Genomic DNA, 18,732 nt, shown 5'->3' on the forward strand with positions numbered 1-18,732 from the left:
TGGCGGCGCGAAAAGGGATATCCCAAGCTGAAGCACCCCCCGGTACGCCCCGCCCGAACTTGTAGCCTTCAGCAATGACGGAACGTCCGCGACGCTACCTTGATCATTTTGTTGCTGTCAAGGAGCTGATCGACTGCTTGTCGGCGGTTGACGCGGAGGGGTGGCGCTGACCGGCGGATGTAGTGCGGGTCGTGGTGCGGGTGACCGTCGTCACAGGAAAGAAGGCGGCAAAATTCCTTCTGGCGCGCACAGTTGGGTCGTGTATTGTCGCCCAGACGCTCGACCACGCTCGGGCGTCCACGGGGGGAACGCGGGGGGTTGTAATCGCTTTGCAGCATTCGGGGGGATTCTGCCTGCGGGCTTCCTCTTGCTCTTCCGCGGCCACTGGTGTGGGCGCCGCATCCCTTACGTATTCATTCTGAATGGTCGGCGCCGATTCGGCTCCGCTACGTGACGGAACCGGTGCGCGCCGGCAGCGACCGCGAAGGAACGATCATGTCCGCTTCTCCGGACCGGCAGCTCGCCCTGACCTCGGCTCAGAGCGGGATGTGGCTCGCGCAGCGCTTTGCCGCCGGCCGCCTCGACTACAGCATCGCCCAGTACGTCGAGATCCGGGGCGCGCTGGACACCGGCCTGTTCCTGCAGGCGGCACGGCGCGCCTTCGACGAGGCCGACGCCTCCCACGTGCGGTTCGCCGAGACCAGCGGCGACCCCGTGCAGCTCCTGGGCGCCGACCGGGCGTGTGCGGTGCCGTACCTGGACCTCACCGGCCGGGACCGTCCGGCGGAGGCGGCGCAGGCGTGGATGCGCGAGGAGCTCGACCGGCCGCTCTCGCTGGAGGACGGCCGCATCCTCTCCCTCGCCCTGCTCAAGGTCTCCGACGAGATCCACTACTGGTATCTGCGCGCCCACCACGCGGTGTTCGACGGCTTCAGCGGCTCGGTCGTCGTGCGACGGGCCGCCGACGTCTACACCGCTCTCGTCGAGGGCCGCCCCGTCGGGGAGTCCCCCTACGGAAGCCTCGAGGACCTGCTGGAGTACGACCGCGACTACCGCGACTCACCCGCCTTCGCGGCCGACCGCGCCCACTGGGCCGCGAAGTTGACGGACCGTCCGGCCCCCGTCACCTTCGGGCAGGCCGGATCCGGCCGGACACCCGGGCGGATCCGGGCGTCGGCCCACCTGGCACCGGAGCGGATCGAGGCCCTGCGGCGCGTGGCCCAGAGCTGCGGCGTGCCCCTGCCGGCCCTGTTCGTCGTCGCCGAGCTGCTCCACGTCGCCCGCCTGACCGGGGAACGGGACGTCATCCTGGGCCTGCCCGTGACGGCCCGCTCCAAGGCCGTGCGCCGCACCCCCGGCATGGTCTCCAACGTCGTGCCGCTGAGGCTGACGGTCGACCCGGACGAGAGCCTGTCCGGCCTCCTGGCCCGGACCGCCACCGAGATGCAGCACGCCCTCGGCCACCAGCGCTACCGCTACGAGGACATACGCCGCGACCTGAAGCTGAGCGAGGCCGGCGAGCCACTGGTCGGACCGCACGTGAACCTTCAGATCTTCGACTACGCACTGGACTTCGCCGGATCCCGGGCGAGCGTCCACAACCTCACCAACGGGCCCGTCGAGGACCTGGCGTTCGTCGTCTACGGCGGAACCGAGGACATGCCCTGGCGCGTGGACCTCGACGCCAACGCGGAGCTGTACACCACGGCGGACCTGGCCGTTCACCAGGAGGCCGTGCTGCGGATCATCGACGGCCTCGCCGGCGCGCACCCCGGCCGGGCCGTCGGCTCCATCGACGTCCTCGCCCCCGAGGAGGGGCGGCGTCTGCTCACGGAGTGGAACGACACCGCACGCCCGTACCCCGCGGCGACCCTGCCCGAGCTCTTCGCGGCACAGGCGGCGCGCACACCCGGCAGCCCCGCGGTCGTCTTCCAGGGCGAAGCGCTCTCGTACGGAGAACTCGACGCGCGCGCCGAGGCCCTGGCGCACGTGCTGCGGGGGCGGGGCGCCGGGCCCGAGCGCCTGGTGGCCCTGGCCGTCCCCCGCTCCGCCGAGTTGATCATCTCCCTGCTCGCGGTGCTCAAGACCGGCGCGGCCTATCTGCCGATCGACCCCGACTATCCGGCCGACCGCATCGCCGCCATGCTCGCCGACGCCCGTCCGGCGGCGCTGATCAGCACCACCGACACCCTCGGCCGGCTGCCGGGCACCGACGGCCTGCCGCTGCTGCTGCTCGACGACCCCACGACGGCGGCCGCCCTGCGCGAGGCATCCGGCCACCGGCCGCACGCCGGCGGCGCCCGGCCCGTCCTGCCGCGCAACCCCGCCAACGTCATCTACACCTCGGGCTCCACGGGCACCCCCAAGGGCGTCGTCAACACGCACGAGGGCCTGGTCAACCGCCTGCTGTGGATGCAGGACCAGTACGGGCTCGACGCCACCGACCGGGTCCTGCAGAAGACCTCGTGCGGCTTCGACGTCTCCGGCTGGGAATTCTTCTGGCCGCTCATCACCGGGGCCGCCCTGGTGGTCGCCGAGCCGGAGAGACACAAGGACCCCGCCTACATCGCCGGGCTCATCGCCGAGCAGAACGTCACCACCGTGCACTTCGTGCCGTCCATGCTCAAGGGCTTCCTCGCGGAACCCTCCGCCGAACGGTGCCGCTCCCTGCGCCGGGTGATCTGCAGCGGCGAGGCGCTCCCGGCCGAGCTGGCGGCCCGCTTCCACACCGTCCTGACCTGCGAACTGCACAACCTCTACGGGCCGACCGAAGCGGCCATCGACGTCACCGCGTTCGCCTGCGAGCCCGACGCCGCGGCGGACTCCGCCCCGCCGATCGGCGCCCCCATCGCCAACACCCGGGTCTACGTCCTCAACCGTGCCCTGCAGCCGGTGCCCGTGGGCGTCATGGGCGAGCTCTACCTCGCCGGCACCGGCCTGGCGCGCGGCTACCTCGATCGCGCCCCGCTCACCGCCGAGCGCTTCGTGGCCTGCCCCTACGGCCCGGCCGGCTCCCGCATGTACCGCACCGGCGACCTCGCCCGCTGGAACGCCGACGGACAGCTGGTCTACATGGGCCGCGGCGACGACCAGGTGAAGATCCGCGGCGTGCGCATCGAACCCGCCGAAGTCGCCTCCGCACTCGGCCGGCACCCGGACGTGGGCGAAGCGGAAGTGATCACGCGCGACGACGGTCCGGGTGGAAAGCACCTGGTGGGCTATGTGGTGCCGGATTGGCAGTCGCTCTCCGACCGCCTGGAACGGGGCCGGCGCGAGCAGGTGGAGCAGTGGGAACAGCTCTACCAGACCATGTACGACTCCACGCCGGTGACCGACTTCGGCGAGGACTTCACCGGCTGGGACAGCAGCTACGACGGCGAGCCGATCCCCCTCGACGCCATGCGGCGCTGGCGTGCGGACGCCGTGGAGCGCATCCAGGCCCTGGAGCCCCGCCGGATCCTGGAGATCGGCGTCGGCAGCGGCCTGCTGCTGTCCCACCTCGCCGGCAACACCGAGGCCTACTGGGCGACCGACTTCTCCGCCGCGGTCATCGACCGGCTGCGCGGGCAGACGGCGGCCCGGCCGGAGCTGGCGGACCGGGTCGAGCTGCGTGCCCGGCCCGCCCACGACTTCGACGGGCTGCCCACGGGATTCTTCGACACCGTCGTCATCAACTCCGTGGTGCAGTACTTCCCGAACGCCGACTACCTCAGCTCCGTCCTGCGGGGTGCCCTCGACCTGCTGGCGCCGGGCGGCGCCCTGTTCGTCGGCGACGTGCGGAACCTGCGGCTGAAGCGGGCGCTGGACACCGCCGTCCAGCTGGCCCGCGGCGGCACGGACGCCGACTCCGCGGCCGTCCGCCGGGCGGTGGACCAGCGGGCGACCCAGGAGAACGAACTGCTGGTCGACCCCGAGTTCTTCCACACCCTCGCCCAGGCGGACGACGGCGTCGACATCCGGGTCAAGTCCGGCCCGTACGACAACGAGTTGAGCCGGTACCGCTACGACGTCGTCATCCGCAAGCAGCCCGCGCGGGCACCCGTCTCCGTGGCCGGGACGCCGCGCTGGCAGTGGGGCGAGGACGTCACCACCGCCCACGAGCTCGCCGACCGGCTCGCCGCCGAGCGCCCGGCCCGGGTGCGCGTGACCGGCGTGCCCAACGGCCGTATGGCACACGAGGCCGCGGCCGCACGGGCCCTGTTCGCCGGTGGCTCCCTCGCCGAGGTCCGGGCCGAACTGCGCCGCGCCGGCAGCCCGGCCCCGACCCCCGACGCCCTCCACGACCTGGGCGAAGCCCTCGGTTACCAGGTCGCCGTCACCTGGTCGTCCGACGGGGCGGACGGAGAGCTGGACGCTCTCTTCCTCCCGGGCGGCACCGGCGCCCTGACCGATGTGTTCCTGCCCCGGGACGCACAGGCCGCCGACCGGCGACCGCTCACCAACAACCCCGCCCTCGGCCGCCTGGCCGGCGAGCTCGGCGCGGCGCTGCGCAGCCACCTGCGCGACGTCCTGCCGGACTACATGGTGCCGTCGGCGGTCGTGGTGCTGGATTCCCTGCCGGTGAACGCGAACGGCAAGCTGGACCGAAAGGCCCTGCCCGCACCCGACTTCCAGGCCGAAGTGACCGGCCGCGCCCCGCGCACCGCAACCGAAGAAGTGCTGTGCGGCCTGTTCGCCGAAGTGCTGGGCCTGCCCGCGGTCGGCATCGACGACAGCTTCTTCGACCTCGGCGGCGACAGCATCAGCTCCATCCAGCTCGTCAGCCGGGCCCGCCGGGCGGGCCTGGCCGTCTCGCCCCGCGACGTCTTCCGCCACAAGACCGTCACCGCGCTGGCCGGGATCGCCCAGCCCGTCACCACGACCGCGGCCGAGCACCACGCGGCCGGCGTGGGCGAGGTGCGGCCGACACCGATCGTGCACCACCTGAGGGATCTGGGCGGTCCGGTGCGTCGCTTCCACCAGTCGATGGTGGCCCGGGTCCCGGCCGGCCTGCGCGAACCCCTGCTCACCCGCGCGCTGCAGTCGGTCGTCGACCATCACGACGCCCTCCGCCTGTGCCTGCGGGACGGCAGGGAGTGGACGTTCGAGGTCACCGCACCGGGAACGGTCGACGCCCGGGACCTCGTGCGCCGCGTCGACGTGTCCGCACTGAGCGGCGGCGAACGCAAGGCGGTGATCGACGAGGAGGCCGCTCGGGCGGTGGACCGGCTCGATCCCGGGGCGGGGGTCGTGCTCCAGGCCGTGTGGTGCGACGCGGGTCCGGACGAGTCCGGTCATCTGCTGCTGGTGATCCACCACTTCGCCGTCGACGGCGTCTCCTGGCGCGTCATCGTCCCCGACCTCGCCCAGGCGTACGAGGCCCACGCCGCCGAACAGCGCCCCGCACTCCAGCCCGTCGGCACCTCGGTGCTCCAGTGGGCCGAGTCACTGTACGAGCTGGCCCACACCCCGGAGCGCGTGGCCGAACTGCCGCTGTGGTCACGCACGTGCGAGGGCCCGGATCCGCTGCTGGGGCGGCGGGCGCTGGACCCGGAGCGGGATCTCGTCGCCGGTCGCCGCTCGTTGTCGTCGGCGTTGCCGGGTGGATGGACCGCGGAGGTGCTGACGGGGGTGACCAAGGTCTTCCATGCCGAGGTCAACGACGTGCTGCTGACCGCGATGGGGCTGGCCGTGGAGGACTGGCGGCGACGCCGGGGTCTTGAGGGCGGTGCGGTGGTCCTCGATGTGGAGGGCCACGGCCGCGAGGACGTGGTGGAAGGGACCGACCTGTCCCGTACCGTCGGCTGGTTCACCAGCCTGTTCCCGGTGCGCGTCGAGCCGGGCGTGAGCGACTGGGACGAGGTCTGGGCCGCCGGCCCGGCCGTCGGGGCGGCGCTGAAGCGGGTGAAGGAGCAGATACGGGCCATTCCCGATCACGGGATCGGCTACGGCTTGCTGCGCTACCTCAACCCGGCCACGGCGACGGCACTTGCCGGGGCCGGCCGCCCGCAGATCGGGTTCAACTACTTGGGCCGGTTCGCGGCGTCGGGTGGTGCGGGGGACTGGGAGCCGGACCATGAGCTCGGTGGTTTCTCGGGTGGGGCCGATCCCGGTCTGCCGTTGGCTCATGCGCTGGAGCTGAACGCGTTGACGGAGGACGGTCCCGAGGGGCCGCGGCTGGTCGCGCACTGGTCCTGGGCGGACGGGATCTTCACCGAGGACGACGTACGGGACCTGGTCGGCACGTGGTTCAGGGCCCTGGAGGTGCTGGCCACCCACGCGCAGAACCCCGACACCGGCGGACACACGCCCTCCGACCTGCCCTTCGTGACCCTCACCCAGGAAGAGGTCGACCAGCTGGAGGGCGCCACCCCCGGCCTCGTCGACGTGCTGCCGTTGACGGCGCTGCAGCAGGGACTGGTGTTCCACGCGGCCTACGACGAGCAGTCCCCGGACGTGTACAACGTGCAGCTGGGCATCGACCTCGACGGCGCGCTGGACGCCGAGGCGCTGCGGCTGGCCGCCGAAGCGCTCCTGCGCCGCCACGGAAACCTGCGGACCGGCGTCCGGCAGACCGACCGGGCGGGCGCGGTCCAGGTCGTCCAGTCCCACGTCCCCCTGCCCTGGGCCGTGATCGACGTCGCTGATGAGGCGGAGGCCGACCGGATCGCCCGCGAGGACCGCTCCCGCCGCTTCGACCTGGCGACGTCGCCGCTCCTGCGCTTCACCCTCCTGCGCCTCGGCGCCGAGCGGCACCGCTTCCTCTTCACCACCCACCACCTGCTGCTGGACGGCTGGTCCATGCCCCTGGTGATGCAGGAGCTCTTCACGCTCTACGGCAGCCGCGGCGACACCCGGGCCCTGCCGGCGGCGGTGCCGTACGAGGACTACTTCCGGTGGCTCACCGCGCAGGACGACGACGCGGCGAAGGAGGCGTGGCGGACGGCCCTGTCGGGTCTGGACGAACCCACCCGGCTGGCCCCCCAGGCCGACGGTCACGCGTCCGTCACCCCCCACCACCGCATCGAGCGCGTGCCGCGCGAGCTGACCGATGCCGTCACGCGTCAGGCACGCCGTCACGGCATCACCCTGAACACCGTCGTGCAGGCGACGTGGGGCCTGCTGCTGGCACGGCTCACGGGCCGGGAGGACGTCGTCTTCGGCACCACGGTGGCCGGTCGCTCCCCGGAGGTACCGGGCATCGAGACGATGGTCGGTCTGTTCATCAACACCCTGCCGGTACGGGTGCGGCTGGAACCCTCCGAGCCGCTGCTGGCCCTCGCGGCCCGACTGCAGCAGGAGCAGGCGGAACTCTCCGCCCATCAGCACCTGGGCATCGCCGACATCCAGCGGCTGACGGACGTCGACGGCGAACTCTTCGACACCCTCACCGTCTTCGAGAACTACCCCCTCGACCCCGATGCCCTCTCCGGGGCGCACGGGCTTCGCGTCGCCGGTCTGCGGACCCACAACGACGTCCACTACCCGCTGGCCCTGATCGCCCTGCCCGGCGACGAGCTGACGCTGGACTTCGGCTACCGTCCGGACCTGTTCTCCCCGGAGGACGTCGAGCGCCTCACCGAGCGCTTCCTCCATCTCCTGCGGACCTTCGCCGACGCGACCCCGCAGCTGCGGGCCCACGACGTCGGCGTCCTTTCGGACGGTGAGCGGGAGCGTGTGCTCGAGGTGTGGAACGAGCCCGTGCGGGCGCTGCCCGTGACGGGAGTGGTCGAGGCCTTCGAGGCGGTGGCGGCGGGTTCGCCGGACGCCACCGCCGTGGTGTGCGGCGAGACGGAGCTCTCGTTCGCGGAGCTGGACGCCCGGGCCAATCGCCTGGCGCGGGTCCTGCGTTCGCGGGGCGTCGGGCGTGGCGATCTCGTGGCCGTGGCGGTGCCGCGGTCGGCGGACATGGTCGTGGCCGTGCTGGCGGTGCTGAAGGCGGGCGCCGGGTACGTGCCCGTCGACCCGGGGTATCCGGCGGACCGGATCGCGTTCATGCTGGCCGACGCCTCACCCCGCCTGGTGGTGACCACAGCCTCGGTGGCCGGCGCCCTGCCCGGCACCGGCATGGCGGTCCTCGTACTGGACGACCCGCGATGTGCGGACGAGCAGGCGCGGGCGCGCGATGCCGCGTTGACGCCCGGCGAGCTGGGCGGGCCGGTGCCCGACGGCGCGCCGGCGTATGTGATCTATACGTCGGGGTCGACGGGGACGCCCAAGGGCGTGGTGGTCTCCCGCCGGGCGATGTCGGTGTTCCTGTCCTGGGCGGTGGAGCGCTTCGGCACCGGGGGCGGCCTGTCGAAGGTGCTGGCGGCCACGTCGTTGTCCTTCGACGTGTCGGTGTTCGAGATCTTCGCGCCGTTGCTGGCGGGGGGCCGCATCGAGGTGGTGCCCGACCTGCTGGCGCTGGCCGAGCGGCACTGGTCCGGATCGCTGATCAGTGGCGTGCCGTCGGTGGTCTCCGCACTGCTGGAGGCCGGTGCGCCGCTGGACTGCGAGCGGATCGTGCTCGCGGGCGAGGCACTGCCGGAGCAGCTGATGCGCCGGCTGCGGACGGACGCGCCGGGTGTGCGGGTGGCGAACCTGTACGGGCCGACCGAAGGCACCGTCTACGCCACCGGCTGGCACGAGAGCGATCCGGGCGAGGTGCTGGCTCCGCCGATCGGGCATCCCCTGCCCGGTACGCGGGCGTATGTGCTCGACGGGCGGCTCCGGCCGGTGCCGGCCGGGGTGGCGGGCGAGCTGTACCTGGCCGGACCCAAGACCGCCGACGGCTACCTGGGCCGTCCCGCGCTGACCGCCTGTCACTTCCTGCCCGATCCGTACGGTCCGGCCGGCAGCCGGATGTACCGCACCGGTGACCTCGCCCGCTGGGACGACGACGGCGTGCTGCACTACCTGGGCCGGGCCGACCACCAGGTGAAGGTCCGTGGCTTCCGCATCGAACCCGGTGAGATCGAGACGGTGCTCTCCCGCCATCCCGACATCACCCACGCCACCGTCACCACCCACACCACCCCCACCGGCGAGCACAAACTCGTCGCCTACGTCACGACGGCCTCGGGCACCCGCCCCTCCCAGGAGGAGCTGACCCGTCACATCACCGCCACGCTGCCGGACTACATGGCGCCGTCTGCGGTCGTGGTGCTGGATTCCCTGCCGGTGAACGCGAACGGCAAGCTGGACCGAAAGGCCCTGCCCGCACCCGACTTCCAGGCCGGAACGTCCGGGCGGGCGGCCCGCACCGCTCGCGAAGAGGTGCTGTGCGGCCTGTTCGCCGAGGTGCTGGGCCTGAGCGCGGTCGGCATCGACGACAGCTTCTTCGACCTCGGCGGCGACAGCATCAGCTCCATCCAGCTCGTCAGCCGGGCCCGCAAGGCGGGACTGGTCATCACCCCGAAGGACGTCTTCCACCGCAGGACCGTGGCAGGGCTGGCCGAGGTCGCCGACGCCACCGCCCTCGCGACCGCCGAGCGCCCCGAGGACGGGGTGGGCGACGTGGAGCCGACGCCGATCGTGCACCACCTGCGGGGTCTGGGCGGTCCGGTGCGCCGCTTCCACCAGTCGATGGTGGCCCGGGTCCCGGCCGGCCTGCGCGAACCCCTGCTCACCCGCGCGCTGCAGTCGGTCGTCGATCACCATGGCGCGCTGCGGATGCGGCTGCGCGCGGACGGGGAGTGGACGCTCGACATCGCCGCGCCGGGAACGGTGCCGGCCGGACACCTGGTGGCCAGGGTGGACGTGGCGGGGCTGGGCCCCGCCGCGCGCAAGGCCGTGCTCGACGAGGAGACGGCTCGGGCGGTGGACCGGCTCGATCCGGAGGCGGGGGTCGTGCTCCAGGCCGTGTGGTGCGACGCCGGCCCGGACGAGTCCGGTCATCTGCTGCTGGTGATCCATCACCTCGCCGTCGACGGCGTCTCCTGGCGCGTCCTGCTGCCGGACCTCGCCCAGGCGTACGCGGCCCACGCCGCCGACCGGCAGCCGGACCTGGAACCGGTCGGCACCTCACTGCGCCAGTGGTCCCTGCGGCTGCGGGAACTCGCCCGGAGCCCTCAGCGGGCAGGCGAGCTGAGCCTGTGGTCCTCGATGCTCGACGGCCCCGATCCGCTGCTGGGCCGGCGGGCCCTGGACCCGGGCCGCGACGTGTTCGCGCGGCGCCGCACGGTGTCGTCGGTGTTGTCGGGTGCGTGGACGGCGGAGGTGCTGACGGGGGTGACCAAGGTCTTCCACGCCGAGGTCAACGACGTGCTGCTGACCGCGATGGGTCTGGCCGTGGAGGACTGGCGGCGGCGCCGGGGTCTTGAGGGCGGTGCGGTGGTCCTCGATGTGGAGGGCCACGGCCGCGAGGAGATCGTGCCGGGCACGGACCTGTCCCGCACGGTCGGCTGGTTCACCAGCCTGTTCCCCGTCCGGATCGAGCCCGGGGTGTGGGACTGGGACGAGGTCTGGGCAGCGGGCCCCGTCGTCGGGGCGGCGCTGAAGCGGGTGAAGGAGCAGGTGCGGGCCGTCCCCGATCACGGCATCGGCTACGGCCTGCTGCGTCATCTCAACCCGGCCACGGCGGCGGAGCTCGCCATGTTCCCCACGCCGCAGATCGGGTTCAACTATCTGGGCCGGTTCGCGGCGTCGGGTGGTGCGGGGGACTGGGAGCCGGACCACGAGTTCGGTGGTTTCTCCGGCGGGGCCGATCCCGGTCTGCCGTTGGCTCATTCCCTGGAGCTCAACGCTCTGACGGAGGACGGTCCCGAGGGGCCGCGGCTGGTCGCGCACTGGTCCTGGGCGGACGGGATCTTCACCGAGGACGACGTACGGGACCTGGCCGACACGTGGTTCAGGGCCCTGGAGGTGCTGGCCACCCACGCACAGAACCCCGACACCGGCGGACACACGCCCTCCGACCTGCCCTTCGTCACCCTCACCCAAGACGACATAGACCAGTTCCAAGAGGAGCTCGACGAAGAGTGGGAGATCTGACGGTGCGGAAGACGGTTCGGAACAAGCCCAGGATCGAGAACGTCCTGCCGTTGACGGCGCTGCAGGAAGGGCTGGTGTTCCACGCGGCCTACGACGAGCAGTCCCCGGACGTGTACAACGTGCAGCTGGGCATCGACCTCGACGGCGCGCTGGACGCCGAGGCGCTGCGGCTGGCCGCCGAAGCGCTCCTGCAGCGCCACGGCAATCTGCGCATCAGCGTGCGCCGACGCGCCCAGGGCGACAGCGTCCAGGTCGTCCAGTCCCACGTGACGCTGCCCTGGACCCTGGCCGAGGCCGCCGACGAGGCGGAAGCGGACGAGATCGCCCGTGAGGACCGCTCCCGCCGCTTCGACCTGGCGACGGCGCCGCTCCTGCGCTTCACCCTCGTCAGGCTGGGCGCCGAGCGGCACCGCTTCCTGTTCACCACGCATCACCTGCTGCTGGACGGCTGGTCCATGCCCCTGGTGATGCAGGAGCTCTTCACGCTCTACGGCAGCCGCGGCGACGCGCGCGTTCTGCCGCCGGTCGTCCCCTACGAGAACTACTTCCGGTGGCTCGCCGCACAGGACACCGCCACCGCCCGGAACGCGTGGCGGGAGGCCCTGTCGGGTCTGGACGAACCCACCCGGCTGTCCCCCCAGGCCGACAGCCACCGATCGGTCACCCCCCGGCACCGCGTCGTGCGCCTGTCGCGGGAACTGACCGAGGCCCTGACCCGGCAGGCGCGCCGCCATGAGGTGACGCTGAGCACCGCGGTGCAGACGACGTGGGGCCTGCTGCTGGCCCGCCTGACCGGGCGGGAGGACATCGTCTTCGGCACCACCGTCGCGGGCCGGCCTCCGGAGGTCCCCGGCATCGAGTCCATGGTGGGCCTCTTCATCAACACCGTGCCGGTGCGGGTCCGGCTGAACCCGTCCGAGCCCCTGCTGGGCCTTGCGGCCCGGCTGCAGCGGGAGCAGGCCGAACTCGCCCCGCACCAGCACCTGGGCATGGCCGACATCCAGCGGCTGACCGACGTCGGCGGCGAACTCTTCGACACCCTCACCGTCTTCGAGAACTACCCCCTGGATGCGGACGGCCTCTCGGAGGCGCACGGACTGCGCGTCGCCGGTCTGCACTCCCACAACGACGTCCACTACCCGCTCGCCCTGATGATCCTTCCCGGCGACGAGCTGACGCTGGACTTCGGCTACCGCCCCGACCTCTTCACCGACTCCGACGTCGATCTCCTCGTCCAGCGCTGCGTCCGGCTCTTCACCACCTTCGCCGAGGCCACCCTGCAGCTGCTCACCCACGACGTCACCGTCCTCACCCCCGAGGAGCGGCACCAGGCCCTGGAGGGATGGAACGACACCGCACGTCCGGTGCCCGCCGCCGGAGTGGCCGAGCTGTTCGAGGCACAGGCGACGCGTTCGCCCGAGTCCACCGCGGTGGTCTTCGAGGGCGAGGAGATCTCGTACGCCGAGTTGAACGACAGGGCGGACGCGCTGGCCCACACGCTGCGTGCCCGGGGCATCGGTCCCGAAGGAATCGTGGCGTTGGCCGTCCCCCGCTCCGTGGAAATGGTGACGTCCATGCTCGCGGTGCTCAAGACCGGCGCGGCCTACCTGCCGATAGACCCCGACTACCCCTCCGACCGCGTCGCGTACATGCTCGCCGACGCCCGCCCGCACCTGCTGATCGCCACCGAGGCCACCCGGCACCTGACCAAGGTCGAGGACACGGAGTGCCTCCTCGTGTGAGGGGCCCGTACGGCCTGGGGACGGGGGGCGGCCCCCGTTCCCAGGCCGTACGGGGCATACGTGTGCCTGGCAAGCTGCTGCCATCGCAGGAGCCTGACGTCCGGAAAGAGTGAGGGCCCGGACAGCGGACGACAGGATTCAGGGCGTGTGGACGTCCCGGGGCGATGCGGAGTGTGGATGACGGATGATCGGTTGATGTCGCAACACTCGGGGCCCCGAGGGGCCGTTCAAGACGCCGTGGCATCCGCGGCACCCCAGGCAGCCGTCTTATGGCCGTTCGCGGAGATGGCGCTCGTGCTGTCGCTGTTCTTCGCCGTGCTCGCCGTCAAGCGGGGCTGGGGCGGGGAGGCCCTCATCCGGCGCGGCGCGTCCCGGGTCAAGGAGTGGGCCCTGGCGGCCCCCGCCACCGCGGCGCTGTGGGTCTTTCTCGCGCTCCACTCGATCACCTTGGGGGAGCTGACCTCCGACGCGCGGACCGAGGTCCTGCGCACCCACAGCACCAATCTCACCCAGCTCGCCGAACACCCCGTCTCCGCGCTGATCGGCTCCGCCCTGTGGATCGAGATACCGGATCTGCCGATGGTCGCCCTGCTGGCCGTCGCCGTCCTCGCACCCACGGAGCGATGGCTGGGAACGTTCCGGACCGTCGTCGTGTTCTTCCTCGGGCATGTGCTGGCGACGCTGATCACCGCAGGCGTGCTGACGACCCTGCTCAGGGTGGAGACCGAGCGCTACGTGGATCGCGGGTTCGGCAGCGTGGTCGACGTCGGCGTCAGCTACGGCAGTCTCTGCGTGGCGGGGCTCCTCACGTATCGCGTGCGCAGCCTTCCCCTGCGCCTCCTGACCATGGCCGCCCTGATGGCCGGGGTGGTCGCTTCGGGCGCCTTCTTCGAGGACTACACCGGGTTCGGTCACAACACTGCGGTGGTCCTCGGCTTCCTCTTCCACCCGCTCGCCCGGCCGGCCATGGCACGGGACGCGGCGCGTAAGGCGAGCTCCCGTCCGCCGGAGGAATACGGGAACCGGCCGGATGAACACGCGGGGTCCGCGTAGGTGCTGGCAACCTCCTGCGGCGGCACGTTCCTGACTCCATCTGCCCGCGTGTTCGATGCTCTTCCGTGCTGACATTGGATGGGCCGGGGTGATTCCGGCAATTCGATGTCCTGGGGGAGTCATGGAATTCCAGCTGCTCGGAAACGTGGTCGTCAGCAACACGAGAGGCCGGGTCGCGCTCGCCGGAGCGAAGATCCACACCGTTCTCGCCACGTTGGTCCTGTCCCATGGCCGGGCGGTCTCGGACAGCCGGCTGAGCAGGTCGTTATGGGGGACGAACCCGCCGGCGACGATGAGTGCCCAGATCTATACGTACATCTCACGGCTGCGGGGCCTGCTCGGGGACGAGGCGGACCTGACGCGCGGACAGGCCGGGTACACGCTGCGGACCTCCGGTCCGGTGATCGATGTGGTGGACTTCGAGCGGTTGGCGAGAAGGGGCGGCGAGGCGCTCGGGGAGCGCCGGTACGCCGACGCCGACCGGGACCTGCGAGCGGCCCTGGCATTGTGGCGGGGGCCCGCGCTCGGGAACGTCACGGAGTTCCTGGCCGACGAGCAAAGGCCGCGGCTGGAGGAGGCCCGGGCCGGTGCCCTGGAGGACCGCATCGAGACCGACCTGGCCCTCGGGCGTCACCGGCAGCTGGTTCCCGAGCTGACCGGCCTGGTCAACAGCCATCCGGTCCGGGAGCGGCTGCGGGCGCAGCTGATGACCGCGCTCTTCCGCTGCGACCGGCAGGGCGACGCGCTGGCCGTCTACCACTGCGGCCGCAAGGTCCTGTCGGACGAGCTGGGCGTGGACCCGGGGTCCATGCTGCACAGCACGTACCTCGCCGTGCTCAACGGCGAGTTGGAGCTCCCTGTGGTGGCGGAGCCGGTGGTCGCCGGCTCGTCGCCCCTCCGGGCACCGGTGCCGGGCATGCTGCCGTCCGACAGCCACGACTTCACCGGACGGCAGCGGGAGCTGGGCGCCCTGCTCGACGCGCTCCGGCCCCAAGGGCCGGGCCGGCCGCTGCTGTCACAGGTCACGGGGATGGCCGGTGTCGGCAAGTCCGCGCTTGCCCTGCGGGCCGCGCACTGCGCCAGGCCCCATTTCCCCGACGGGCAGCTCTATGCCGACCTCAGGCACCGGGACGGCTCGCCGAAGAGCCCCGACACGGTCCTGTCGCTCTTCCTGCGGGCGCTGGGCAGTACGGAACCGCAGGGTGGGGGGCCGGACGATCTCGTGCGGCGCTACCGGACCCTCACGGCGGGCAAGCGGCTGCTGGTGGTGCTGGACAACGCGGGATGCGATCTCCGGATCGAAAAGCTGCTGCCCGCGGGGGAGGAGTCGGCGGTGATCGTCACCAGCCGTTCCCACCTCGTCACCAGCCGGGGAGTCCGCACATCCTTCCTGGGGCCGATGTCCGAGGACGAGTCGCTGGCGCTGCTCGCGGCCGTGGCCGGACCCGAGCGCATCGCGGCCGAACCGGAAGCCGCGCGCGACGTCGCGCACCATTGCGCCGGACTCCCCCTCGCCCTGCGGATCGCTGGGACGAGGCTGGCCGCCCGGCCGCACTGGCCGGTGCGGCGCCTGGCCCGGCGCCTGGGCGAACCGACGGACCGTTTGCGGGAGTTGTCCTTCGGTGAGCTCTCCGTGTCGGAAAGCCTGCGGCCGTCCCTGGAGTGGCTCACCACCGAAGGCCGGGACGCCCTGTACGTGCTGCCGCTGCTCGGCGAGGGCCCCTTCCGGGCGGACGAGGCCGCGGCGCTGCTCGGCCGACGCGAAGCGGACGCCGAGGAGGCGCTCGAAGAGCTGGTCGACGCGCGGCTGCTGGAGCTGCCGGACCTGGATGCCCAGGGGTACCCGCTCTACCGCTGCCACGCGTTGGTCCGGCTGTTCGCGGCGTCGCTGCGGGCGGCGGACCCTCTGCCGACGCCGCGGGCACGGACGGTGGCCCGGATCCCCGTCCGCACCCCGCAGGTGGTGCCGCGCCACAGCATCTCCGCCTGACCCGTGCCCTTGCACGGCCGGGAGTCACGGCGACGTTGTCCGAGCTGTGGGCCGGCCCGAGACCTGCGCAATCCGAGTTCCCGAACGAACAGGAGAAGAAATGACCACCAGTTTCCGGACCAGGGCCGCCCTCGGGCTCGCCGTCGTCGTCGGTGGCGCGCTGCTCTCGGGCTGCGGCAAGACCAGCGAGGACACCGTCTCGTACACGGTCGACGAACAGATCGCCTCCCTCAAGGTCAAGAGCGCGGGCGGCGGCATCGAACTCGTCAGCGGCAGTGGCAGCGGGATCAAGGTGACCGAGAAACTCCGCTACAACAACGACAAGCCCAAGACCCGGCACAGCACACAGGGCGGGGTGCTCACGCTGACCGCGCCCGACAGCTGCGGGGGAGGGGGCGGCATCGGGGGCAGTACCTGTGAGGTCAGCTATCGCGTGGAAGTCCCGAAGGCGCTGGAGGCCAGCCTGATGAGCGACGGCGGTGACATCACCGTCTCGGGCGGGGCGACCGGGCGGCTCGCGGTGCGCTCGGACGGCGGCGGCGTCACCGTGGGCGGCTTCTCCGCGGCGCCGGACCTGATGGACGTCAACTCCTCGGGCGGCAACGTCACGCTGCGGGTGCCCGACGGCACGTACGCGGTCGACGCCTCGACCGACGGCGGGGGCCAGAAGGTGGACGTGAAGACGGACCCCGCCTCCCATCACAAGATCAAGGCCCGCACCGACGGAGGCCGCATATCCGTGATCACCGCAGGCTGATGTCCCGGGGCGCGCAGACGGGCCGGGCCACCGCGCCTGCGGTGGGCCGGCCCGTCTGCGCACCCCGGGGTCAGGAGTGCAGGAATTCCTCCACCCGCACGCCCAGCCCGTCGCGCTCCGCCCGCTCCCGCACGTACTCGGCGAGCGCGATGTCGAGGACGCCCAGGCCGAACGGGGAGTAGACCACGTGCTGCCCCGGCTCGCGCTCGATGTGCTCGGTGTCGCGCAGCAGGGCGCCGATCGGTGCGGCGACGAAGTCGCGGTTGCCGGTGCGCTGTTCGGCCAGGTGCAACGAGGTCTGCTCGCGGCACACGTGGTCGGCGTCGTCCACGACGTTGACGGCGCCCAGGATCGTTTCGACAGTCAGGTCCCGCAGGGAGACGTGCAGGACGGTCGTGCCCGGGGCGCAGGCCGACAGGTCCAGGTGTGGCTCGGCCGCCGTGGTGGCCAGCGAGAGGAGCGGGTGCGCGGCGAGGGCCTCGCCCAGGTCGACGGCCACCGTGACCCGCACTCCGGGCACGGCCTCGGCGCAGGTGCGGGTGAAGGCTTCTGCGCGTGCCGGGTCCATGTCGTGGAGCGTCGCCTCGCACAGACCGGGGAGTGCGGCCTTCAGGAAGCGCAGGACCTCGAGATTGATCACCCCGCAGCCGACGAGCGTCACTCCCGTGGGCGGGGCCTGCCCGGCCAGGACGCGCGCGGCCAGGGCGGCACTGGCCGCCGTCCGCTTGGCCGAGATGACCGAGCCCTCCAGGAAGGCCGAGGGACGGCCGGTCTCCAGGGAGTTGAGGACCACGGTGGCGGTGGCGCGCTCGATGCCGGCGGCGACGTTGCCGGGGAACGAAGCGATCCACTTCATCCCGGCGACGGGTGACGTCCCGCCCCGGTAGGCGGGCAGGCCGATGATGCGGTCGCGTCGGTGCTCCTCCTCCGGAAAGCGCAGGAAGGTCGAGTGCGGCAGTGCCGTCCGGCCTTCGTCGTGCAGCCGGTACGCCTCGGCGACCAGATCGATGATTTCCGCTTCCCGGCCCGCCAGGATCTCCGCCACGTCCGACCGCCGAAGGATCAGCATCTCGGTTCGTTCCTCTCGATAGAAGCATTCCTGCGGTGACCCTGGGACGGCCGCCTATAGGGAATCTCTATATAGAAGGCCCATAGAGGCGCCCCCGACGCTGAAGGTCGCAACGTCGATCTCTAGCGAAGGGCATCCGCATGAGCCGTCCCGTGCTCACAGGGATTCTGGACGCCATCGGGAACACCCCGCTCGTCGAACTGTGCCATGTCATGACGGAGTTCGGGTCCCGGGTATTCGTCAAGATGGAGAAGTTCAACCCGGGCGGCAGCGTCAAGGACCGGTCGGCGCTCGGCATGTTGCTGGAGCGGATCCGCGACGGCCGCCTCGTCCCGGGCCGCTCGGTGGTCGTCGAGTCCAGCTCCGGCAACCTGGCCATCGGGATCGCCCAGATCTGCCGTTACTTCGGGATCGACTTCGTCTGTGTCGTGGATGCCAAGACCACCCGGCAGAACCTCGCCCTGCTCTCCGCCTACGGGGCCCGTGTGGAGGTCGTGCGCACGCCGCACCCGGCGTCGGGCGAGTTCCTCGACGCCCGGCTCGACCGGGTCCGCGAGCTGGTCGCGACGCTTCCCGGCGCGTACTGGCCCAACCAGTACGGGAATCCGCTCAACCCCCGTGCGCACCGGGAGACGATGCGCGAGATCGCCGAGGCCCTGGACGGCCGGGTCGACTACCTCTTCTCCCCGGTGAGCACCTTCGGCACCCTGCGCGGCTGCGCCGAATACATCGCCCAGCACGCGATGGACACCACCGTCGTCGCCGTGGACGCCGTCGGCAGCGCCATCTTCGGCCAGCAGCCCACGCGCCGTCTCCTTCCCGGGCACGGCGCCTCCGTTCCCCCCGCCCTGCTGGACCCCGCCTGCGCGGACGAGGTCGTGCACGTCGACGACCTGGAGTGCGTCGTCGCCTGCCGGAGGCTGGTGCAGTGCGAGGGAATCCTTGCCGGCGGCTCCTCCGGTGCGGCCGTCGCCGCGCTGTGGAAGATCGCGGAACGGATTCCCGACGGCTCGAACTGCGTCCTCGTCTTTCCCGACGGAGGAGACCGGTACGTCGACACGATCTACTCGGACGACTGGGTCGGCGAGCACTTCGGAGAGGTCGCGCATCTCTGGAAAGGCGGCCCGTCGGGCGTTCCGTCCGCTCTTGTCACCGCCGGCTGACCCGG

General features: G+C 71.8%; 7 protein-coding genes. 6 read left to right on the forward strand and 1 reads right to left on the reverse strand.

What is annotated here, in order from left to right; all coding sequences use genetic code 11:
* The first annotated feature begins 495 nt into the window (after positions 1-495).
* The 5 genes from ABZ956_RS05980 (at position 496) to ABZ956_RS06000 (ending at position 16,495) form a co-directional block, all read left to right on the forward strand.
* A complete protein-coding gene (locus ABZ956_RS05980) occupies positions 496-10,953 on the forward strand; it encodes an amino acid adenylation domain-containing protein (RefSeq protein ID WP_361887562.1) in 10,458 nt (3,485 codons plus the stop codon).
* Complete coding sequence (locus tag ABZ956_RS05985) at positions 10,941-12,695, forward strand: condensation domain-containing protein (protein ID WP_361887565.1); 1,755 nt, start codon at positions 10,941-10,943, stop codon at positions 12,693-12,695. Before ABZ956_RS05980 ends, ABZ956_RS05985 begins: the two co-directional genes overlap by 13 nt.
* Positions 12,696-12,932: 237 nt before the next feature.
* On the forward strand, positions 12,933-13,748 hold the full coding sequence (locus tag ABZ956_RS05990) for a rhomboid-like protein (protein ID WP_361887568.1): 816 nt from the start codon (positions 12,933-12,935) through the stop codon (positions 13,746-13,748).
* 121 nt (positions 13,749-13,869) lie between these two features.
* Positions 13,870-15,738: a BTAD domain-containing putative transcriptional regulator gene (locus tag ABZ956_RS05995; protein WP_361887571.1), complete on the forward strand. Its 1,869-nt coding sequence runs from the start codon at positions 13,870-13,872 to the stop codon at positions 15,736-15,738.
* A 100-nt stretch (positions 15,739-15,838) separates the two neighbouring features.
* A complete protein-coding gene (locus ABZ956_RS06000; protein ID WP_361887574.1) occupies positions 15,839-16,495 on the forward strand; it encodes a hypothetical protein in 657 nt (218 codons plus the stop codon).
* 70 nt (positions 16,496-16,565) lie between these two features.
* Here ABZ956_RS06000 and sbnB read toward each other — a convergent pair whose 3' ends face one another.
* Positions 16,566-17,564, reverse strand: a complete 999-nt coding sequence (gene sbnB / locus ABZ956_RS06005) for a 2,3-diaminopropionate biosynthesis protein SbnB (RefSeq protein ID WP_361887577.1) — start codon at positions 17,562-17,564, stop codon at positions 16,566-16,568.
* A 140-nt stretch (positions 17,565-17,704) separates the two neighbouring features.
* Here sbnB and sbnA point away from each other — a divergent pair, with 140 nt between their 5' ends.
* The gene (gene sbnA, locus ABZ956_RS06010) at positions 17,705-18,727 is read left to right on the forward strand and encodes a 2,3-diaminopropionate biosynthesis protein SbnA (RefSeq protein WP_361887580.1); all 1,023 of its coding nucleotides are present in this window, start codon (positions 17,705-17,707) and stop codon (positions 18,725-18,727) included.
* The last annotated feature ends 5 nt before the right edge of the window (positions 18,728-18,732 follow it).

Origin of the sequence: Streptomyces sp. NPDC046261, assembly GCF_040646235.1 — a bacterium.
Classification (GTDB): Bacteria; Actinomycetota; Actinomycetes; order Streptomycetales; family Streptomycetaceae; genus Streptomyces.

What these genes read in the sequence shown, in the direction of transcription:
- ABZ956_RS05980 (WP_361887562.1), top strand. Translation starts at nt 496, where the DNA reads ATGTCCGCTTCTCCGGACCGGCAGCTCGCCCTGACCTCGGCTCAGAGC.
- sbnB (WP_361887577.1), bottom strand. Translation starts at nt 17,564, where the DNA reads ATGCTGATCCTTCGGCGGTCGGACGTGGCGGAGATCCTGGCGGGCCGG.
- ABZ956_RS06000 (WP_361887574.1), top strand. Translation starts at nt 15,839, where the DNA reads ATGACCACCAGTTTCCGGACCAGGGCCGCCCTCGGGCTCGCCGTCGTC.
- ABZ956_RS05995 (WP_361887571.1), top strand. Translation starts at nt 13,870, where the DNA reads ATGGAATTCCAGCTGCTCGGAAACGTGGTCGTCAGCAACACGAGAGGC.
- sbnA (WP_361887580.1), top strand. Translation starts at nt 17,705, where the DNA reads ATGAGCCGTCCCGTGCTCACAGGGATTCTGGACGCCATCGGGAACACC.